The following is an 18,247-nucleotide window of genomic DNA, read 5'->3' as shown; positions in this document are numbered from 1 at the left end:
TCTTATGCCTCCTCTTTCTTTGCTGCGTTCTCGTTCTCTGCTGTCTTTCTGTTTTTTCGGCTCTCTCTCTCCCTCACGACGCCCTTATATGCGTGTTCCACATGAACGAGCATCAGCGTCTCCACCTTGGTGTCCTCGTGCTCCGCCAGTGCGTCCAGAATCGCCCGGTGCTCCGCAATGGATTCCGGTACACGCTTTTCATTACTCTGCAGCGATGCGTTACGGAACTTCATAATCTTGTGGTGCAGAGGGGAAAGAATTCCCTGAAGCACCGTGCTTCCGCAATACTCATAGATTGTATCGTGGAAATCCGTATCCAGATCTCTGACCTTGACCGTATCATTTTTCTGTGCATAGAATTCCTGCTGGTCGATGATGTCAGAAAGCCTGCGAATGCCCTCGCCGTCGATGAGCTGGGAAGCCCACCGGGTCGCCAGCACCTCAATGCGCCTCTTCACCTCATATGCGTCATCCACGTCCTTATCGGTGATGCCGAGAACGACCGTCCCGCTGGGGGAGTCTGCAACAAGCCGTTCCTCCAGCAGCCGGCTCAGCGCCTCCCGGATCGGCGTCCTGCTCACGCCAAGCTCCGCTGCGAGACGTTTTTCGCTGATGATCTCACCGATAGCATATTCACCGCTCAAAATGTTATATTCGATACGTTCAAAAACCTGATTCGCCAGGGATACACTTTTATATTCGATCATTTTGTTTCATCTCCTTCAGTTTCTCGCGAAGCTCACGATTAGATATATTTGTTGTTCTGCCCTCATCATACTGCCTGTCGACCCATTCCTTCAGTTCGGCCACGATCGGATCTTCCTTCCGGATCTCATTCTCTCCCGTCAGATTGTAATGATCGTTGATCCAGTATGCGATTCCGGCAAGTCCGCTCGTCTTGCTCACCGTCACTCCCGGTTTCCTCTTCAGCAGTTTCTCCGTATTGAAGATATTATAGACCTCCTCATCCTTCAGCAGTCCGTCAGCGTGGATTCCCGCCTTGGTGACATTGAAGTCTTCTCCGACAAAGGGTGTCCTCGGAGGAATTTCGTAACCGATTTCCTCCTCGAAGTATTTGCCGATATCTGTAATCGCCGTTGTGTCCATCCCGTCCAGAGAACCCCGGAGCCCGGCATATTCAAATACCATCGCCTCCAGAGGAATGTTTCCTGTCCGCTCTCCGATGCCGAGAAGTGAACAGTTTACCGCGCAGCAGCCGTAGAGCCAGGCAGTGGAAGCGTTTGATACCGCATGATAAAAGTCGTTGTGACCGTGCCACTCCAGCATTTCGCTGGGCACGCCGGAGTAGTGCTGCAGTCCGTAAATGATTCCGGAAACGCTCCGGGGCAGCGCGGCTCCGGTATACGGCACACCGTATCCCATTGTGTCGCAGGCGCGGATTTTCACCGGAACTCCCGCCTCCTCCGAAAGTTTCATGATCTCGTTAACGAAAGGAACAACGAACCCGTAAAAGTCCGCTCTGGTGATATCCTCTAGGTGGCACCGGGGAACCACGCCGGCGTCGAATGCGGAACGTATAGTTTCCAGATAGTATTCCACTGCCTGCTTTCTGGTCATGTTCATCTTCTTGAAAATGTGGTAGTCGCTGCAGGAAACCAGGATGCCGGTCTCCTTGATTCCCAGGTCACGCACAAGCTTGAAGTCTTTTTTGTTGGCACGGATCCATGTGGTGATCTCCGGAAACTTCAGGCCGAGATCCATACACTCCTGCACCGCCTGACGGTCCTTTTCCGAGTAGATAAAGAACTCCGACTGGCGAATCAGCCCATAGGGTCCGCCCAGCCGGGACATCAGTTTGAAAAGATCCACGATCTGCTTGACGGTGTAGGGCGCCATGGCCTGCTGACCGTCGCGGAACGATGTATCTGTGATCCAGATATCCTCCGGCATGTTCATCGGCACGCGCCGCTGGTTGAACGCGATTTTCGGAGCCTCCTCATAATTGTACATATCACGGTAGAGATTGGGCTCCTTTACATCCTGCAGGGAATATTTGTAACTGGCCTGCTCCAGCAGATTGGTTTTTCTGGATATCTCCAACATATTGAAATGCCTCCCCCTTTAACACGTTAAACTGTTTCACTATGCATGTATACAAGTATATGCTTAAACGCGCCAAATGTCAAGTTTCCCGGCATGGCTGTATACCGGGATGTACCGGTACGATCCGGCATTTGCGTTCCACGATTCCCCCTATTCCTTCGTTTCCCGGCTTTGCACTTTCCCCGCTTCCCGCTTCTCCTGATTTTCCGGTTTTCCCGCTCCCCGCAAAAAGAGACCGCTGTCCGGCGTCTGAACGATCGGCGTATCAGATGTCGGGGCAGCGGCCTCTGTGCATTCATACTGTGTTCTTTTGTCTTTCAGCGTCGGGAACAAAAGTGACCCGGCGCGTTTTTCATTTTTTATTTGCGGATTTCTTTACGGATTTCTTTTGTACGAATCTCCTCGCAGATCTGATTCACGAATTCGCCGAGAGGCTTGACTCCCTCGTCTCCCGCAAATCTGCTGCGGACAGATACCGTCCGGTCCTCCTCCTCCTTGGCGCCAACCACCAGCATATACGGGAGCCGGTCCATCTGCGCCTGGCGGAGCTTATATCCGAGACGTTCCGCGCTGTTATCCACAGTAACGTCAACACCGTTTCTGCGCAGCTCGCGGAAGACCTCCTGCGCATAGGCCTCGTATTTCTCCGATACAGGAAGGACGCGGACCTGCTCAGGGCAAAGCCATGTCGGGAATTTTCCGGCATACTTCTCAATCAGCCACGCCAGTGTGCGCTCATAGCATCCGATCGATGTTCTGTGGATGATGTACGGACGCTTCTTGCTGCCGTCTTTGTCGATATAATACATATCGTAACGTTCTGCCAGGAACATATCCAACTGAATGGTGATCATGGTGTCTTCCTTGCCGTACACGTTCTTCGCCTGAATGTCCAGCTTAGGTCCGTAGAAGGCGGCTTCACCCTTCTCTTCCGTATACTCGAGTCCGATCTCATCCAGAATCACCTTCATCGCGTTCTCGACCTTGTCCCATTCCTCCGCGGTTCCCAGATATTTATCCGCATTGTCCGGGTCCCATTTGGAGAACCGGTATGTCACATCCTCCTCCAGACCCAGCGTGGTCAGACAGTATTTCGCCAGCGCGACGCAGTTTTTGAATTCCTGGTCGATCTGCTCCGGCGTGCATACCAGATGACCTTCTGAAATAGTGAACTGACGGACTCTCGTGAGGCCGTGCATTTCTCCGGAATCCTCGTTACGGAAAAGCGTTGAGGTTTCACCCATGCGGTACGGCAGATCACGATAGCTCTTCTGTGTCGCTTTGTACACATAGTACTGGAACGGGCAGGTCATCGGGCGAAGCGCATAGACATTGCTGTCCGCATCATTTTCGATCAGCGAAAGATCTTCTACACCGTGGATCTGTCGTTCTGCCTCCGCGGCACTGTTCAGCTGCTCTTTGTCTTCATAGCCGAAGACGAACATGCCGTCCTTATAGTGGTACCAGTGATCAGAGATCTTATACAGTGCGGACTTCGCCATCAGCGGCGTTTTGGTGCGGACATAGCCCCATTCGTAGTCCTCAGTGTCTTCAATCCATCTCTGAAGTTTCTGGATGATTTTGGCGCCCTTCGGCATGATCAGCGGAAGACCCTGACCAATGACATCAGCTGTTGTGAACAGTTCCATCTCGCGGCCCAGGCGGTTGTGGTCGCGGTTCTTGATATCCGCAAGATATTCCAGATACTCTTCCAGATCCGCTTTCTTCGTGAACGCTGTGCCGTAGATTCTGGTCAGCATTTTGTTATGCTCGTCTCCCCTCCAGTATGCTCCGGATGTGGATGTCAGCTTGAACGCCTTGATCTGCTTTGTGCTCATCAGGTGCGGTCCCGCACAGAGCTCGATGAAATCTCCCTGCTGATAGAAGGAGATGGTCGCATCCTCCGGCAGATCATTGATCAGCTCAACCTTGTACGGCTCCTGCCTCTCCTCCATCAGCTTCAGCGCTTCCTCCCGGCTCAGGGTGTAATATTCCAGCCGGTCTCCCTTTTTTATGATTTTCTTCATCGCCGCTTCTATCCGATCCAGGTCGGAGCGATCCAGCGGTTTCAGATCAAAATCGTAGTAAAACCCGTTGTCGATGGCCGGACCGATGGCAAGCTTCGCCTCCGGGAAAACCTGCTGTACAGCCTCCGCCAGCACATGGGCGCAGGTGTGGCGATAGGCCTTCTTTCCGGCATCAGAATCGAAAGTCAGAATGCTGACCTCGCTGTCTTTGTCCACAACAGTTCTCAGATCGACGACCTCGCCGTTCACCTCGCCGACGCAGGCGACCCGGGCAAGCCCTTCACTGATGTCTTGGGCGATTTCATAGACGGAAAGGGGATGACTGTATTCCTTAACGCTTCCGTCCTTCAGTGTGATTTTCATAAGTATTACCTCCTTCTCGCTGCATGCCGGCAAAAACAAACAACGTCCCTGCCGACATTATCTCTGTCAGAAGGGACGCATACTGATCGTATCCGCGGTTCCACCCATCTTCCGGACGACGCGGGCTGTTCTCAGGCGATGGATTAAACCGCAGCGTTTCCGCCGCGTCTCGCCAGTTCTGTGCCGTCCGACGCTCTTTTCGGCTTTTCACGCAGCCACGCGGGCATGATTGGTGCCACTCAGAGGGGGTCTTCAGTACGCTCCGGCTGGAATGCTCCCACCGTCCACTCCTCTCTGCGAACCGGGATGCGAACTTACTCTTCTCGTCATCGTGATGCAAACATAATACTACGCGAAAAGAAAAAAAGCAACAGAAAAAAAAAAGTAATACAAAAAAATTGACCGGTTACATCTTATTTCACTCCGAAGGTTCCGTCTTTCGTCCCTGCCCGTCCGCAGTTCCCGAAACTTTCCTCTTCAGCCCAGAACCTTGATCTCCTTTCCGGATAACCCTGGCTCCAATGATGTAACCGGCTCAATTATTCTGTTGCTCAAACACTTCTGGTGGACTCACCCTCCTTCATACGCCATATCAGCCAAGATATGACTTGATCTCAAGCGAACCTGCTTCGTCGCTTTACGCTTCCTTGCTTCTCGCTTTTCTTGTTTTTATTTTAGCACAATCGAAAGAAATGTCAAGCCAAAAACAGAATTTTCAATGTATTATTTCCTCCACAAGCTGAACGGCCGCGGAAAACAGAACGGCCGCGGAAAAGGTTTCCCACGGCCGCACCGTTCATTGTTCATTCAGCGATAAGCCTGGTCTCCCGCTGTCATGCCATAATTCCCGGGTTACTGGAACACAGCATAGACAGTATGGGATTTCTTTACTGATTTAAACGTGTACTTGTTCTTCAGTTTCCTGTATTTCCCGTCGATTTTCACCGAAACCGTCCGGTGACCGGCGCGCGGCGTCACTTTCACGACGTATTTCTTGCCGTATTTGACTGTTTTAGATTTGCTCACTGTACCTGCTCCGCTCTTGCCGGTTTTAATCCGGAAACTGCGCAGAGTCTTCTTCAGAGCACGCGTATATGACTTGTACAGATTACGCAGCTCCTCCGGATCCTGGCTGTCGCTGACCGCCTTCAGCGCCTTGCGGACAATCGGCTTTGCCTTCTTCTGATTATATTTTTTCCCGTTCAGGTATTTCTTCAGATTCTTCCGGTATTTCCCCTTCAGTTTCTTCAGTTCCTTCTTTTTATCCGGAACCTTGTCCATCTCGGCCTTCATCTCATCGACAACACTGTCGCGTACCTGCACCTGCAGATACATCATGTCGGCCCTGTCGATATACTTCTCATAGATGGTCCCCAGCTTATCCCAGTTATCACTGCTGTAATCCCGCTTCTTGTACTGATAGAAGATCTGTTTCATCTTTTTCTTGAGCCGGACAATGTCTCCGCCGGACGCTTCCTCCATCTGGGACTCATCGATTCCCGCAGCCTTTGTCACATCCTGAAGGAAGTGATCGTACCGTTTCAGCATGACGGTCATAATCTCGTCTTTTTTAATCTGCGCCTTAAAGGTCTTCAGCTGTCCGTCGAACGCGTCCTTCTTTCCTTTGTAGCCCATATCAGGCAGATCCTGACGGATGTATTCCTTCGCCCATTTTACCAGCAGCTTCCGGGCAGCAGACATCTCTTGGTTCGTATAGACCCAGTTTCCGACGGAGATTCCTTCCTCTTCATCCTCAGAATCTTCGTCGATCTCGATGTATGAGTCTTCCTCGTTCTCTTCGATTTCTTCAACCTCAGCCGCGACAAGGGCGTATTCTCTGAAGGTGCTGACCTTATCGATTTTCTCTGCGAGTTCAGCCCTCCTGTCATTGATCAGCCCCCGGTAATAGGAGTTATAATCTGAAGCCTTGTAGCCGGAAAGGGCTTTTTTCGCATCCTTCTTCAGTTCCGTTTTCATATCCCTGAGGTCGGACGCCCCGGTTACATACTGCTTGGTCTGGCTTCCCAGAGCTTCTATGGTCTGAATCGGCTCCAGGATCTCATCGGGAACGATGATGAAAAAGAAGAAATATCCTTCGATTATCTCATCGGCCGAAGTTGCGTCATTCACCTTCTTCATGACCGTGTCGTAAGCGGTCTGCATCTCATTCCATACCTCGGGACAATAATCCTCTTCCTCTTCCACAGACTCGTTCCAGGTGGATTTGATGGCGTCCCTGAGCATTTCCTTGATATTCGTCAGAGAAACGTCTTCCTCATCGTTGCGAATTATCGCACCGATTTTCTTCTTGCTGAGTTTCTGTTTACCGATGCTCACCTTACCGGTTGTTTTCGTGTTCGTTTTCGCAGAACCGCTGTCAGCCGCAAAGGCCAGAGACGGCATGAATGTAACCGTCATCACTACGATCAGCAGCGCGATCATCGTCTTTTTTAACATCTTTCTACCGCCTCTCTGCTATTTCTTAACTACCGCCTTTACGACATTGGAATACCCGTAATAACAGGTTTTTCCGCCATCTTTATAGAACGCTCTTACCTTGTAATATCCGTTTTTCTTCGTCTTGATGCTGCATGTCACGCGACTTCCGGACGAAATCGTTTTCACCGTTTTGAATTTTCCGTTTCTGGAATCAGAACGACTGACGATATACCCAGCGGCGACCGGATTCTTTTTCCACTTCAGTTTCACTGATGTTTTCTTCTTCTTTCCGTACTGCCGGAGATTATAGTCGCTCTTTCCTTTGTACGTCTTCTTCGCGACGATCACTTTTTTGTATACGGTAACATCCGCATCCTCACCCGGCAGGCTGCTGTAGGATGCGGTCAGATAGAACACTCCCGGTTTCTTCGGTGTGACCGCGCCCGTCTCAGAATCGACGGCAGCTACCGTGCGATCATTGACGGACCAGATTATCTGATCGTTTGCAATGATGTCTGAGCCGCTTTTTCCGTTTTCATCCTGCAGAACAGCTCCGAATTCAAATGTCTTTCCCATCGGAATCCATTTGGCGGACTTTGTGAAGACAATTTTCTCCGCCTTGTTTTTCACCGTGACGCTGATACTTCCTTTTATCATCTTCGGACTGCTCTCGGACAGTGCCGCCGCCGGAGCCGCAAACGCGTATCCGGTGATGGTGGCGGTTCCGATTCCGACGCCTTCCACAGTTCCGCTTTCGTCTACAGTCGCGACAGATTCGTTGTCAGATTTCCAGTAAATTTCTTTATTGCTGGCGTTTCCCGGCATAATCCTCGCCTTCAGATACACGCTGTCTCCCACCGCAAGCTCATGGCTGGACGGCAGTTCCTTGCTGCTGACTGTCACAGACTCGACCGGTACGGCTTTATTCACTGTAACCTCACAGGCCGCCGTCTTCCCGTTATCCGTCTTCGCTGTAACGGTCACCGTTCCCGCCGTATTTCCGGTGACTCTGCCGTTCTGATCCACGGAAGCCACCGATGCATCGCTGCTGGACCAGGTCACCCTGGACAAAGACGTCGCAGGCAGAACTCTGTATTCCAGACAGATATCATCTCCGGCGGTAACAGTTGCCTCCTTCAGTTTCTGTGTTATCGACTCTGCCTCCACCGAAGCATTGGCGTTTTTGGCATTCTCCACGCACTTTTTCGCGCTCACCATCCCGTATCCGCCGCGGTCTTTGCTGAATCCGTCAGGCTTCACGGTCGATCCCTTGATGATGTTCTGAACCTGCATTGCCGTCAGATTCGGGTTTGCGTCCAGCATCATGGCCGCAATGGCAGCCACCATCGGCGAAGCCATGGATGTTCCGCTCATCATTTCATAAGAATCGCCCGGCGTGGTGCTCAGCACCGAGCTTCCCGGCGCCATCACGTCAACATAGGTTCCGTAGTTGCTGTAGGAATTGGCGAACACGCCCTTCTCATCTGCCGCCGCAACATCGATGACCTCGCCCATGCTCCCGGGATCGTTGTATGCATCGTTTGCGTCATTTCCCGCTGCCGCGACAAAAACAACCTGTCTGTTGTTGACTCCGTCCAGAATCGCTTTTTCCTGCAGACGGTCTCTCGACTCGCCTCCGAAACTCATATTGATGACTCTGGCGCCGTTGTCGACAGCATAATTGATGGCGTTGACGATGTCAAAGCTGTAGAAGTATTCACCATCCTGACTGCCTCCCACCATCATGAATTTAACCAGATCGTTTTTATATCCGGAGGCAACACCTGCTCCTCCGTATCCGTTCCCATAGTCGGCAGCGATGATTCCGGCCACATGTGTTCCGTGGTCAGAGGTGTCGTCCCTCGAGGTGATTTTCTGTCCGTTCAATGTCCTGACATAGGCGGAAGATGTCATATTCGCCTGCAGATCCTGATGCTTCGCATCCATTCCGGTATCCACCGCGGCAACCTTTGTAACCGCATGAGACCCCGAAAGAATATCCCATGCGCCCCTGGCGTCCAGAAGACTGATCTGGTACTGATACTTGGCCGCGCGGGAGGGGTTCAGATACGGGTCGTCGTTCCTGACTCTGTACCGGTAGTTCGGCTGTACATCCACAACTTTCCGGTCATTCTGAAATTCCTGAATCGCTTCCTTCATGGAATCACCCTGATCGAGTTTGACTCTGACGGCCTTTTCATCCTCATTGGCCGTGATGATTTTCTCCGCGGTTGCGTCGTGATTCTCCACATTCTTCCGAATACTTTTGTTCGAGGTGCTGTCGTCATATGTGACAATCAGTTCCTGCTTCGCATACTTTCTTCCCTTGAGCAGCTCCGATGCGGTCTGCTGTCTGGCCGCCACATTACTTTCCGGGCCGGATGTCTCTGGTTTTTCCAACCCGAAAACGCCACAACCCTGACTGATGATCAGTGCTGCGGAAAGCGACAGGGTAACGATAATCTTACTTCCTTTCACTTCGTCTCCTTTCCCAATAGCCGTGAAAATTAACCTCCGGATGAAGATCCATTCGCTTCACCCTTCCATATAATTTTCTTATAATTCGCAATACCTGTCAAGTGTTTTCTTTTTTTCGTCACGTTCAGCGGCAGCTTACAAGCAGAAGATGCTTGAAATTCCAATATAAAATCCGATATGTCCTGTTATCCGATGCGGGACTGTCTGTCAATCGCCCTGCTCAGAAGCTTACGGCGCGTCAAAAGTCAGTTGACCGGAGGCTCTGATATCGTCAAGATGAAATTCTCTGCTCTCCTCTTTTCCGGTCATGATCCTGAGTCCGCCAAGAGCCAGCGCCTGCATTTCATGTTCTCCGGGATAAATATGCACCGGCGCGATAAAACCTGCGTATTCCTCAATCATCGCCGTCAGCATCCCGGAATACGCGAGACCTCCGGTCAGGATCACTCCGTCACATTTTCCTTTGTGCACGATAGAAAGTTCCCCGATTCCCTTGGAAATCTGGTAGGCCTGTGCCCGGTACAGCAATGCAGCCTCTTTGTTCCCGTCCGCAATCATTTTCTCGATTTCCCTAGCGTCAGAGGTTCCCAGATACGCCTTCAGTCCGCCGTTTCCGCGAATCATGGATTTCATTTCCTCATAGGTGTAATTTCCGCTGTAACAAAGTTTAACGATGGGAAGGATCTGCGTGAACCCGGAGCGTTCCGGGGAAAAAGGGCCGTCATCGTCGCCGATAGAATCTACAATCTGCCCGTTCTCGATAGCACAAAGAGATACCCCTCCGCCCATATGGGCGATGATGAGTCTGAGGGAATCATATGTCACGCCTTGATCCTGCGCAAAGCGCTCCGCCATCGCGTGCATATTCAGTACATGGCAGCTGGATCTCCGTATAATCTCCGGAAAACCCGTGATCTGAGCCACCTTCGGCAGTGATGCGCCCGTAACCGCATCATAAATATATGCGTCGATACCGGCTTCATCCCCCAGCATTTTACCGAGAATGCCTCCCAGGTCGGAGGCATGAGGCGATGCGTACTCCTCATGAGACAGCGCGGTAACCAGTTCATCGTTCACCCGGTATCCGCCTGTTCCTATTCCCCATACCATGCCGCCGCGGCACATTATATCATCAAAATCGGAAACGGACAGATTCTGTCTGTCAAGGAACCGGCGAATCGCCTCCAGCCTGAGGGGTATCTGTTCGTACAGACCGCCGCAGGCGGCGAGTTCTTCCGGGGAATGAGAAACAGATTCCCCTGCAGTTTCCTTTTCATCCTCATACACCGCCAGTTTCGTACTGGTGGATCCGGGATTGATAATCAGCTGACGGATACTCATAATGCTCCCCTTCCTGCGACCAGCGACGCCAGCGCCATCGATACGAACTTCTCTTCTGCGGATGCCCCTCTTGAGGTCAGCACCACTGGAACCTTCGCACCTGTGACGATTCCGGCCATCTTTGTTCCTCCGTGCAAAATCATCGCCTTATGCATCAGATTTCCTGCGGACATATTCGGTACCAGCACCATATCGAAATCGCCGCAGTAGGGACACTGAAATCCCTTTCGCTCAGCGATTTCCCGGCTGAAAGCGATATCGAATGAGACCGGTCCCACAACCTCGCATCCCGGAATCTCCCCGTTCCGGTTCATCTCCTCCAGAGCTGCGGCATCCACCGTCTCCGGCATCTTCGGATTGACCTTTTCGACCCCGGCGAGCACGGCGATGCTTGGATTTTCAACGCCCAGTCTGTGGAAGATATCCACTGCGTTCAGAATGATATCCCGTTTCTGCTCCAGAGTGGGATACAAAATCATGCCCCCGTCGGAGATCGCCAGCAGCCGCGACATCTGCGGAACCTCATTGTAGGAAAAAATATTCATCGTCCTGCCCGTGTTCATTCCATTCTCCCTGTTCACAAGAGGCTTCAGCACATCGCGCGTTTCCGCCATGCCTTTCATGATAAATTCCGCGCACCCGTCGCGAACAAGCCCCACGGCCTTTTCACCGCAGTCTTTAGAATCCCTGCCGTACACGATCTCGTACTGCTCCGGGTCCTCGCCGAACTGTTCCAGAAGTTCACGGATCCGCGCCGCATCTCCCACAAGAACAGGAACAGCGATACCTTCCTGCGCCGCACTGATCACAGCCCGTATAACATGCTCCTCAGCAGCACCCGCCACCGCGACCCGACGGGGCCGTTCATGTGCCTGACACTGCTCTACGATCTGAGAAAAACTGCTGTATTTCATCTTCCATATCACCCGCCTTCCGCGCATCGTGCATAATGCGTAATCTATTTTTTATTATATCGCATCTCCCCCGTCTGTCAATATTCAATACGTGCGCTGCCATTGGCTCATCCATTGAACTGTACACCGTTTCCGACGTCAGTGCACCGCTTATGCCATCATCTGTACACCGTTTCATCCCTTGACATCCCATCCGCACGTCCGTATACTGTACTAAAATAATGTTTTGTGCACAAAGAAGGATTCTATGACCATCCAGAAAACAACAATCAGAGAACAGATCTACACGATCGTCCGTCAGCGCATTCTTTCCGGGGAACTTGGACTGGGCGAAAAAATCAACATCATGGCACTGTCCGCCGAACTGAATGTCAGCAACACGCCGGTGCGGGAGGCTCTCTCCATGCTGGAACGCGACGGGCTCATCAAGGTCACGCCGAACGCCGGGCCACGGGTCATCGAATATTCCCCTGAGCTTTTCGCCTCCGTGGAAAAAGCCGTGGAGGCGCTGATGCTGGGCGCCCTGGAGCTGATTATCCATACCGGGAAAAAGGCCGCTCTCTGCGATATGCTGCGGGAGGCTCTGGCTCATCAGCTGGAAACTCACAAAACAGCACCTCTCCACGAATACACCCGGACTTCCTTGAAGTTCGACGGCTGTTTCATCCGCTGCACAGAAAACGATTATCTGCTGAAGATGTATCTGGAGGTTATGGACATCTTCTACCTGGTCGCACTGTACGACCAGTCCATCCGGGATGAGGAACGTCTGATTATCATTGATGAGCACAGAAGAATTCTCCGCGCCATCGAAGGCGATAAATACGAGGAGGCAAGACAGCTGATCATGAAACATTACGGCAGAATGGACGGCGGTTCCGCACCGGACGGGGAACAGGCAGGGTGACTTCTATGCATCAGACACTGACAGAAATCGACCTGAACACTTCCCCCAGGGTCCTCCTCCTGGGAAACGGACTGAATCGCGCATATGAAGGTTTCTCCTGGTCTGACATGATCGCCGGTCTGGGCTATCGGGAATTTTCGCTGCGGGAGCGCCGGGCCATCGCCAGTCTGCCCTATCCGCTGCAGACGGTGATCGCCACCGGAGACCGGATCGACACCAGGCTGATGGAGAACGCACAGAAATACGACACGGATCTTCTGCCGGCACAGCAGGCGCTGTTTCAGTGCTTCACCGATCTGCCCTGGGACGCGGTGCTGACCACCAATTACACCTTTGAAATCGAAAAGGCCATCGACCCCTCTTTCAATTGCCGTACAAAGGCTTATCTGCCTTTTCAGATGAGAACGGTCGATGATGCGTCAGAAGAGGATGCCTATGCCCTCTATCAATATTACAAAATGGAGGATGCGGCACCGATCTGGCACATTCACGGAGATTTGACGCAGCCGGACTCCATGATCCTGGGGCATTACTACTACGGAAACGCCATCAGCCGTCTGCACAACTACTCCCGTGTCTTCACAAAGGAAATCGCGCGGCGCGAAAAAGCCGGATCAGCCTTTGTCCCCCTCTCCTGGGTAGACTATTTCCTGCTTGGCGACGTATACATCGTCGGCCTGGGCATGGATTATTCAGAGTCCGACCTGTGGTGGCTGGTGAACTGCAAGAAGATCTTCGGACATGGCTCCATCCGCCTCTACTACGCCACGGATGAGAAATTGAAACGACCGGTGGAGCGCATCTCCTATATGCGAAAATGCCTGGCCAAGCAGCTCCTCTGCGAAGCCTACGCCGTGGAATACATCCCGGAGTCCCTGGAAAGCAGTGATTACGCGGACTATTACCGCAGAACCGCAGAAACCATCAGTCAATATCTGTAAACGCCGGCAGAAAGATCCGTCGGTCAGACTCTGCAAACGCTGGCAGAAAGGACCATCGATCAGACCCTGCAAGCACCGGCAGCAGGAGCCATCGGTCAGGCTCTGCAAAGGCCGACAAAAAAGCCCCGGACGGGAGCCGCCGACCGCCATCGAATCGAAGGCGCAAATCCGGCTATACCCGCCCCGGTTCTTTTTTACACTTCAGAAAGCGTCTTTTCAGAAGACTTATTCCTCCACATAAAACTCCATCGGATAGGGAAGATACGCGATCGGATCCATCTGGTCCACTGTAACATATCCTGCCGGGGCGTTGATCAGCGTCGGAATCCGGTTTACGATGGTGGCGCAGGTGTGTTCCACCGTTGCCGGCTTTACAACGTGGTACTCCACATCCGGCTCCCCGCTTATCCACCAGTCACACATATCCCCGTCCTCAGGACGGTAAACCTTTCCGATGGTCTCCTCCTCCACGGTAATCCCCTGCATGGTTTCCGCCGTTACCACCGCGGACATTCCGATGCAGCGTCCCGCCTGAATGTCTTTTCCCAGAGTGTCACTGTAAATATTCTCTTCCAGCGTGATCGGCACATGCTTCTGGTCGATACTTCTGATGGTGAGGTGCAGCTTGTTACAGATGGCCTCTACAGAGTTCCATGCATAGGAGGCTTCAAATTCCTTAGGATGGGCGATATTCTTCTCAAATTCCTCCGGGGTGAGATCGCATCCGTGCGCGTTGGCAAGCGCCATTCCGTACTCATCCACATTGTAGCTGTAAGCTCCTTTAATCTTTGTCACTCTGTTGCAGCCCGCAGCCGCCATCGCCACCATGTTAATCCAGAATATGTCCTGCATTCCTGCGCCGGTAATTGTACATCCGGTTTCCTTTGCCAACGCGTCCAGACGGTTGATTTCCGCTGCCGCCGTCGTCCACGGGTAAATCGCCTCCTCACAGGTCGTGATAACATTGATTCCCCGGGCAACGCACTTTTCCACCATCGGATAAATGTCTCTGATAAAGCTGAACAATGTCACGATCGCCACATCCGCGTCACATTCATCCAGAACCTTATCCGCATCGTCAGAAATGGAAACCCCGGTCTTGATTCCCAATTCCGCCCAGTCGCCGACATCCATTCCGATAATGTCCGGATTCACATCGATTGCGCCGACAATTTCCGCCCCGTGTTCATGAGCATACCGCAGAATATACTTACTCATCTTACCGCAGCCATATTGCACAACTTTGATCTTTTCCATGTTTTACCTCCCATCTTCTATAAATGTATGATTTTCTTACCTTAAGTTTAAAGTCTGATCCCGGATGAGAGTCAAGGGGAAAGTGTTATTTTTTTGTCAACCATTCGCGGCTGTTTAATACGTGCTCAGGCATCGAATATCCCCCGGAATATCAATAGAACAAAGAAAAAAACGGCGGGCTGCACCCCTCTCATTCCGGGAACTTCACCGGTACCTGAAGCCTGATGAACATATTTCTGCGCTTCTCGTCGAAGACGTTGAATTCAGAAAGAATCTCACAGATATAATCCCCGGAAACAGAAAAATGATTCTCCTCACAATAGGATAAAAGTCTATCCGCATAAGAGAGTTCATCCTCATACCGGTCGGTATAGATACAGGCGTACATACCGCTCTCTACAATGGTCATATCTTTCCGGAGTTTATTGAGAGTATGATCCCCGAAGATGAATACTTTGTCCGCGACGAAGTTCCGCCGTTCATAATCGGCTCTGGCAATCGACGTTCCGATGCTGTATGTGTGAATTCCGGGGAAGCCGTTCTCGATCAGCGCGAAGCGAAGCTCCGTCAGACAGGTCTCGAAGTCTGAAAGATCGCCCTCATAGAAATTATTCTGCGCGGGAATCGACCACAGGTACCGCCGGTCGTTGTATTCCAGCGAAATGGTGCCCTTGACCGGAGACTTCCGGTAACGTTCCATCGCGCGAATGGCGCGCTCCACCGCGTTGCGCCGGATCTCGAGCGCCCGTATTTCTTTGTGAATCTGTTCATATTTCTCCGCCAGGATCGCCTCAATCCTGGTAATGTCTTCTGTGCTGAGTACAGTCTGAATTTCCTGAAGACGCATCCCCAGTTCCTTCATATACGCAATCATGTCCAGACGGGCGTTCTGATAAATATCGTAGTAGCGATATCCCGAATCCGGATCAACAAAGGCCGGCTTCAGCAGTCCCTCTCTGTCATAAAGCCGGAGCGTGGCAATAGTGATGTGATTCAGCCTCGCCATTTCACCGATACTGAGAAGTCCCTCTTTCATATCATTTTCCTTTCTTCCCGGAACGGAGACCGTACCATTCGGTTTGCGTATGTTTCCTGCCCGAAAAATCTCTGAAATACGGCGGGCGCCCCGTCTCTGCGCAGGTTCCCGCACTTCCGTACATTTCTGAAGATTTGCCCTGTACTTTCATTATATCTGCATCTTTGTCAGACTACAACCGAGATGATGGATTCAGCGGTAACAAAAATCGACAATGTTTTGCCCGGCTCCGCAGCGATGAACGGGACTGCGATCGTGATTACCGGGTCGCGCGTGAAGCGGCACAAGTAGTGTAAATATTTGAAAACTATTGAAAATCATTAAAACGGAGGTTATAATCATGTGTAGCAGAGCTTTATCCGCACGCATTCACAAAGCTTACGAAATTAAGGTGCAGTCAGACACACCGAAGCGCGCCTGCGATGAAGAAAAAAACACATCACAAAACCGTCTGCTTAATATCATGCATTCAGTGTCAAATAGAGGGAACGAAAAAAATGAATACACAGAAAAACAAGGGCACGCCGCGCGGCGTGCCTGAAAAAATAAACATTCTACCCGTATGCGATACAAAGCATAAACCGGAGCCGCGGAAAAAATGCGGTAAATCCGCCGTTAAAGGCGTACCGGAAAAAATCAATTATTACACTCCGGTGCCTCCCAAACCGCGCGAAATAGAACCTGGTGGTACCTGTTCCTTGTCTCCGGTGCGGTGCTGGAATGCATACAAAGCCGGCAAGGCGGAAGCAAAGCATCTAACCATTGATGAAATAAAAGAAAAATACCATCTACGTGATTTTGGCGGCCCTTTCTCCAAAAACGGATTAATTGATCTGAAGGAAAAAGGAACATACCCGGTAAGACGTTACAACATGTTTGCTATCCTTGATATTCCGCTGCTGCCCTGGATCAAACTAAAAAAGCACCCGCGCGCCTACAAGATCGTTAAATACTCCGCGGTTGGCGCCCTGGTAGGGATCAGCTTTATATCAATCGCACTTGTTGTAGGAATTATATTCTGTATATTTTTCCTCTTGTATATCGCGAAACTATAGAGCCGGGGATGCTCAGGCCGGGCGAGGAAAGGACTGGCGCGTATGCTTACGCATCCGCCGCCCTGCGGCCGCTCTCTGCAGCGGCCTTGGACACACGACTGCCCGAACGTCCACCGGGCGTTCGGGCTTCACGCCGTGGCCTTTTCAGGTTCAAGTCCTTTTGATTAATCGATGTAATAAAAGACGGTGGCCTTGTGCCACCGTCTTTTATTACATGGTTGCGGGGAAAGGACTTGAACCTTCGACCTCCGGGTTATGAGCCCGACGAGCTACCAACTGCTCTACCCCGCGATATCATATTGTGTTGCTGTGACGCCCATTCTGTGTGATAGTAATGGTGCCGGCGACCGGGGTCGAACCGGTACGGGTATTACTACCCATGGGATTTTAAGTCCCAGGCGTCTGCCAATTCCGCCACGCCGGCAGAAAAAAATTGGCTCCGAGGGTGGGGCTCGAACCCACAGCCTACCGGTTAACAGCCGGTTGCTCCACCATTGAGCTACCTCGGAATAACGTTACTTTGTCCGCAACAGTTAGTATTATATAGCATAAACGGTAGGTTTGTCAACAGGTAAATTTAATATTTTTGGGTATTCTTCCACCGTTATTCCGCGTTCAGCAGAAATGGCAGATTTCGGCCGTTTTCGTATCGTCATCCGCTTCCGTAACTCTATGTTTCGATGTTCAGCACAGTGTTATTCGGCGGTTTCGCCGCACTCTGATCTGATGATTGCCGCGGCATCCTCCGGTGCAGTAATCATACAGATCCGTTCCGCAGTCAGATCTGAAATATCCGCGCAAGCGCTGGTGCATCCGCAGATGACCAGAAGATGTTTGTAGACAGTACCCGGTTCAGCGATATCAATCGACCAGTCAGGCTGCGCATCCCGGATCTTCCGCAGAAGCGCGCCTCTGTCGTATCGAGGATTGCATCCTCCGCAGAATTTGACGCCGATCGCCACAGGTTTCGCGTCTGTCACCGGTTCCCGTGCTGTCGTCATATCCATCGGTTTCGCATCTGTCATCGGCTCCGTGTCCGTCGCCATATCTGCCTTCCGCTTCGCATCCGGCGCAGTCATCGCCCGCCTCCCCTCATCAGCGAGCGGGCAAATGCCATCATGTCTTCATCCACGGAGTTGTCCAGCAAAACCTCCCGGATTTCCGGCATCTCACGGCGGAAAACTTCTTTTACGACGTTCTCCAGCGTATCCTCTGCCGCATAGCAGCCGCCGCATGTACCGGTAAACCGCACCGTAAGAACGCCGTCTTGGTAATCCCGCATTTCCATGCCGCCCATATGGCTCTCCAGCACCGGATTTATCTTCTCATCGATAAGCGCCTGTATCTGTTCTCTTTTCTCGTTCTGCATCATAGCAGCACCGTTTCCTTTCCTTCTGTGTCTCCATGCGCATTCTGTATGCCTTT

Annotated in this window: 14 protein-coding genes and 3 tRNA genes; 3 read left to right on the top strand and 14 right to left on the bottom strand. The window is 51.7% G+C overall.

Annotated features, from left to right (window positions below; genetic code table 11):
• Positions 1 to 2 precede the first annotated feature (2 nt).
• The 7 genes from FYJ64_RS04065 to FYJ64_RS04035 form a co-directional block, all read right to left on the bottom strand.
• Positions 3 to 707, bottom strand: a complete 705-nt coding sequence (locus FYJ64_RS04065) for a GntR family transcriptional regulator (RefSeq protein WP_154573966.1) — start codon at positions 705 to 707, stop codon at positions 3 to 5.
• On the bottom strand, positions 694 to 2,064 hold the full coding sequence (locus FYJ64_RS04060; protein ID WP_154573965.1) for a beta/alpha barrel domain-containing protein: 1,371 nt from the start codon (positions 2,062 to 2,064) through the stop codon (positions 694 to 696). Before FYJ64_RS04060 ends, FYJ64_RS04065 begins: the two co-directional genes overlap by 14 nt.
• Before the next feature lie 359 nt (positions 2,065 to 2,423).
• Positions 2,424 to 4,454, bottom strand: a complete 2,031-nt coding sequence (gene thrS / locus FYJ64_RS04055; protein ID WP_154573964.1) for a threonine--tRNA ligase — start codon at positions 4,452 to 4,454, stop codon at positions 2,424 to 2,426.
• A gap of 852 nt (positions 4,455 to 5,306) precedes the next feature.
• Positions 5,307 to 6,911, bottom strand: a complete 1,605-nt coding sequence (locus FYJ64_RS04050) for a hypothetical protein (protein WP_154573963.1) — start codon at positions 6,909 to 6,911, stop codon at positions 5,307 to 5,309.
• A gap of 18 nt (positions 6,912 to 6,929) precedes the next feature.
• Positions 6,930 to 9,371, bottom strand: coding sequence for a S8 family serine peptidase (locus FYJ64_RS04045; protein WP_154573962.1), 2,442 nt, complete (start codon positions 9,369 to 9,371; stop codon positions 6,930 to 6,932).
• A 228-nt stretch (positions 9,372 to 9,599) separates the two neighbouring features.
• Positions 9,600 to 10,712 carry a butyrate kinase gene (gene buk / locus FYJ64_RS04040; protein WP_154573961.1) on the bottom strand — a complete coding sequence of 371 codons (1,113 nt, stop codon included), beginning with the start codon at positions 10,710 to 10,712 and terminating at the stop codon, positions 9,600 to 9,602.
• The gene (locus tag FYJ64_RS04035) at positions 10,709 to 11,626 is read right to left on the bottom strand and encodes a phosphate acyltransferase (RefSeq protein ID WP_206045537.1); all 918 of its coding nucleotides are present in this window, start codon (positions 11,624 to 11,626) and stop codon (positions 10,709 to 10,711) included. The genes buk and FYJ64_RS04035 overlap by 4 nt, the downstream gene beginning before the upstream one ends.
• A gap of 247 nt (positions 11,627 to 11,873) precedes the next feature.
• On the opposite strand from FYJ64_RS04035, the gene FYJ64_RS04030 reads away from it, so the two are divergent.
• Positions 11,874 to 12,533, top strand: coding sequence for a GntR family transcriptional regulator (locus FYJ64_RS04030; protein ID WP_154573959.1), 660 nt, complete (start codon positions 11,874 to 11,876; stop codon positions 12,531 to 12,533).
• 5 nt (positions 12,534 to 12,538) lie between these two features.
• Positions 12,539 to 13,474 (top strand): SIR2 family protein, encoded by a 936-nt coding sequence (locus FYJ64_RS04025; RefSeq protein WP_154573958.1) that lies wholly within the window; start codon positions 12,539 to 12,541, stop codon positions 13,472 to 13,474.
• 225 nt (positions 13,475 to 13,699) lie between these two features.
• Here FYJ64_RS04025 and FYJ64_RS04020 read toward each other — a convergent pair whose 3' ends face one another.
• A complete protein-coding gene (locus tag FYJ64_RS04020) occupies positions 13,700 to 14,731 on the bottom strand; it encodes an NAD(P)H-dependent amine dehydrogenase family protein (protein ID WP_154573957.1) in 1,032 nt (343 codons plus the stop codon).
• Between the two features lie 190 nt (positions 14,732 to 14,921).
• Positions 14,922 to 15,767: a MerR family transcriptional regulator gene (locus FYJ64_RS04015; protein ID WP_154573956.1), complete on the bottom strand. Its 846-nt coding sequence runs from the start codon at positions 15,765 to 15,767 to the stop codon at positions 14,922 to 14,924.
• A 497-nt stretch (positions 15,768 to 16,264) separates the two neighbouring features.
• On the opposite strand from FYJ64_RS04015, the gene FYJ64_RS04010 reads away from it, so the two are divergent.
• A complete protein-coding gene (locus FYJ64_RS04010; RefSeq protein WP_154573955.1) occupies positions 16,265 to 16,822 on the top strand; it encodes a hypothetical protein in 558 nt (185 codons plus the stop codon).
• A 215-nt stretch (positions 16,823 to 17,037) separates the two neighbouring features.
• Here the strand turns inward: FYJ64_RS04010 and FYJ64_RS04005 are convergent.
• From FYJ64_RS04005 to FYJ64_RS03985, 5 genes are all read right to left on the bottom strand, one after another.
• Positions 17,038 to 17,113, bottom strand: a tRNA-Met gene (locus FYJ64_RS04005).
• A gap of 44 nt (positions 17,114 to 17,157) precedes the next feature.
• Positions 17,158 to 17,246: transfer RNA gene (locus tag FYJ64_RS04000), tRNA-Leu, on the bottom strand.
• Positions 17,247 to 17,256: 10 nt separating this feature from the next.
• Positions 17,257 to 17,331 (bottom strand) — tRNA-Asn (locus FYJ64_RS03995).
• 186 nt (positions 17,332 to 17,517) lie between these two features.
• The gene (locus FYJ64_RS03990) at positions 17,518 to 17,901 is read right to left on the bottom strand and encodes a hypothetical protein (RefSeq protein WP_154573954.1); all 384 of its coding nucleotides are present in this window, start codon (positions 17,899 to 17,901) and stop codon (positions 17,518 to 17,520) included.
• Positions 17,898 to 18,194: a NifU family protein gene (locus FYJ64_RS03985; RefSeq protein WP_206045536.1), complete on the bottom strand. Its 297-nt coding sequence runs from the start codon at positions 18,192 to 18,194 to the stop codon at positions 17,898 to 17,900. The genes FYJ64_RS03990 and FYJ64_RS03985 overlap by 4 nt, the downstream gene beginning before the upstream one ends.
• Positions 18,195 to 18,247 lie beyond the last annotated feature (53 nt).

The sequence above is a fragment of the Hornefia butyriciproducens genome (genome assembly GCF_009695915.1).
Classification (GTDB): domain Bacteria; phylum Bacillota; class Clostridia; order Peptostreptococcales; family Anaerovoracaceae; genus Aminicella; species Aminicella butyriciproducens.
Note: the sequence above shows the minus strand (reverse complement) of the source record. Positions and strands in the feature narration are given on the sequence as shown.

What these genes read in the sequence shown, in the direction of transcription:
- FYJ64_RS04065 (WP_154573966.1), bottom strand. Translation starts at nt 707, where the DNA reads ATGATCGAATATAAAAGTGTATCCCTGGCGAATCAGGTTTTTGAACGT.
- FYJ64_RS04060 (WP_154573965.1), bottom strand. Translation starts at nt 2,064, where the DNA reads ATGTTGGAGATATCCAGAAAAACCAATCTGCTGGAGCAGGCCAGTTAC.
- thrS (WP_154573964.1), bottom strand. Translation starts at nt 4,454, where the DNA reads ATGAAAATCACACTGAAGGACGGAAGCGTTAAGGAATACAGTCATCCC.
- FYJ64_RS04050 (WP_154573963.1), bottom strand. Translation starts at nt 6,911, where the DNA reads ATGTTAAAAAAGACGATGATCGCGCTGCTGATCGTAGTGATGACGGTT.
- buk (WP_154573961.1), bottom strand. Translation starts at nt 10,712, where the DNA reads ATGAGTATCCGTCAGCTGATTATCAATCCCGGATCCACCAGTACGAAA.
- FYJ64_RS04035 (WP_206045537.1), bottom strand. Translation starts at nt 11,626, where the DNA reads ATGAAATACAGCAGTTTTTCTCAGATCGTAGAGCAGTGTCAGGCACAT.
- FYJ64_RS04030 (WP_154573959.1), top strand. Translation starts at nt 11,874, where the DNA reads ATGACCATCCAGAAAACAACAATCAGAGAACAGATCTACACGATCGTC.
- FYJ64_RS04025 (WP_154573958.1), top strand. Translation starts at nt 12,539, where the DNA reads ATGCATCAGACACTGACAGAAATCGACCTGAACACTTCCCCCAGGGTC.
- FYJ64_RS04020 (WP_154573957.1), bottom strand. Translation starts at nt 14,731, where the DNA reads ATGGAAAAGATCAAAGTTGTGCAATATGGCTGCGGTAAGATGAGTAAG.
- FYJ64_RS04015 (WP_154573956.1), bottom strand. Translation starts at nt 15,767, where the DNA reads ATGAAAGAGGGACTTCTCAGTATCGGTGAAATGGCGAGGCTGAATCAC.
- FYJ64_RS04010 (WP_154573955.1), top strand. Translation starts at nt 16,265, where the DNA reads ATGAATACACAGAAAAACAAGGGCACGCCGCGCGGCGTGCCTGAAAAA.
- FYJ64_RS03990 (WP_154573954.1), bottom strand. Translation starts at nt 17,901, where the DNA reads ATGACTGCGCCGGATGCGAAGCGGAAGGCAGATATGGCGACGGACACG.
- FYJ64_RS03985 (WP_206045536.1), bottom strand. Translation starts at nt 18,194, where the DNA reads ATGATGCAGAACGAGAAAAGAGAACAGATACAGGCGCTTATCGATGAG.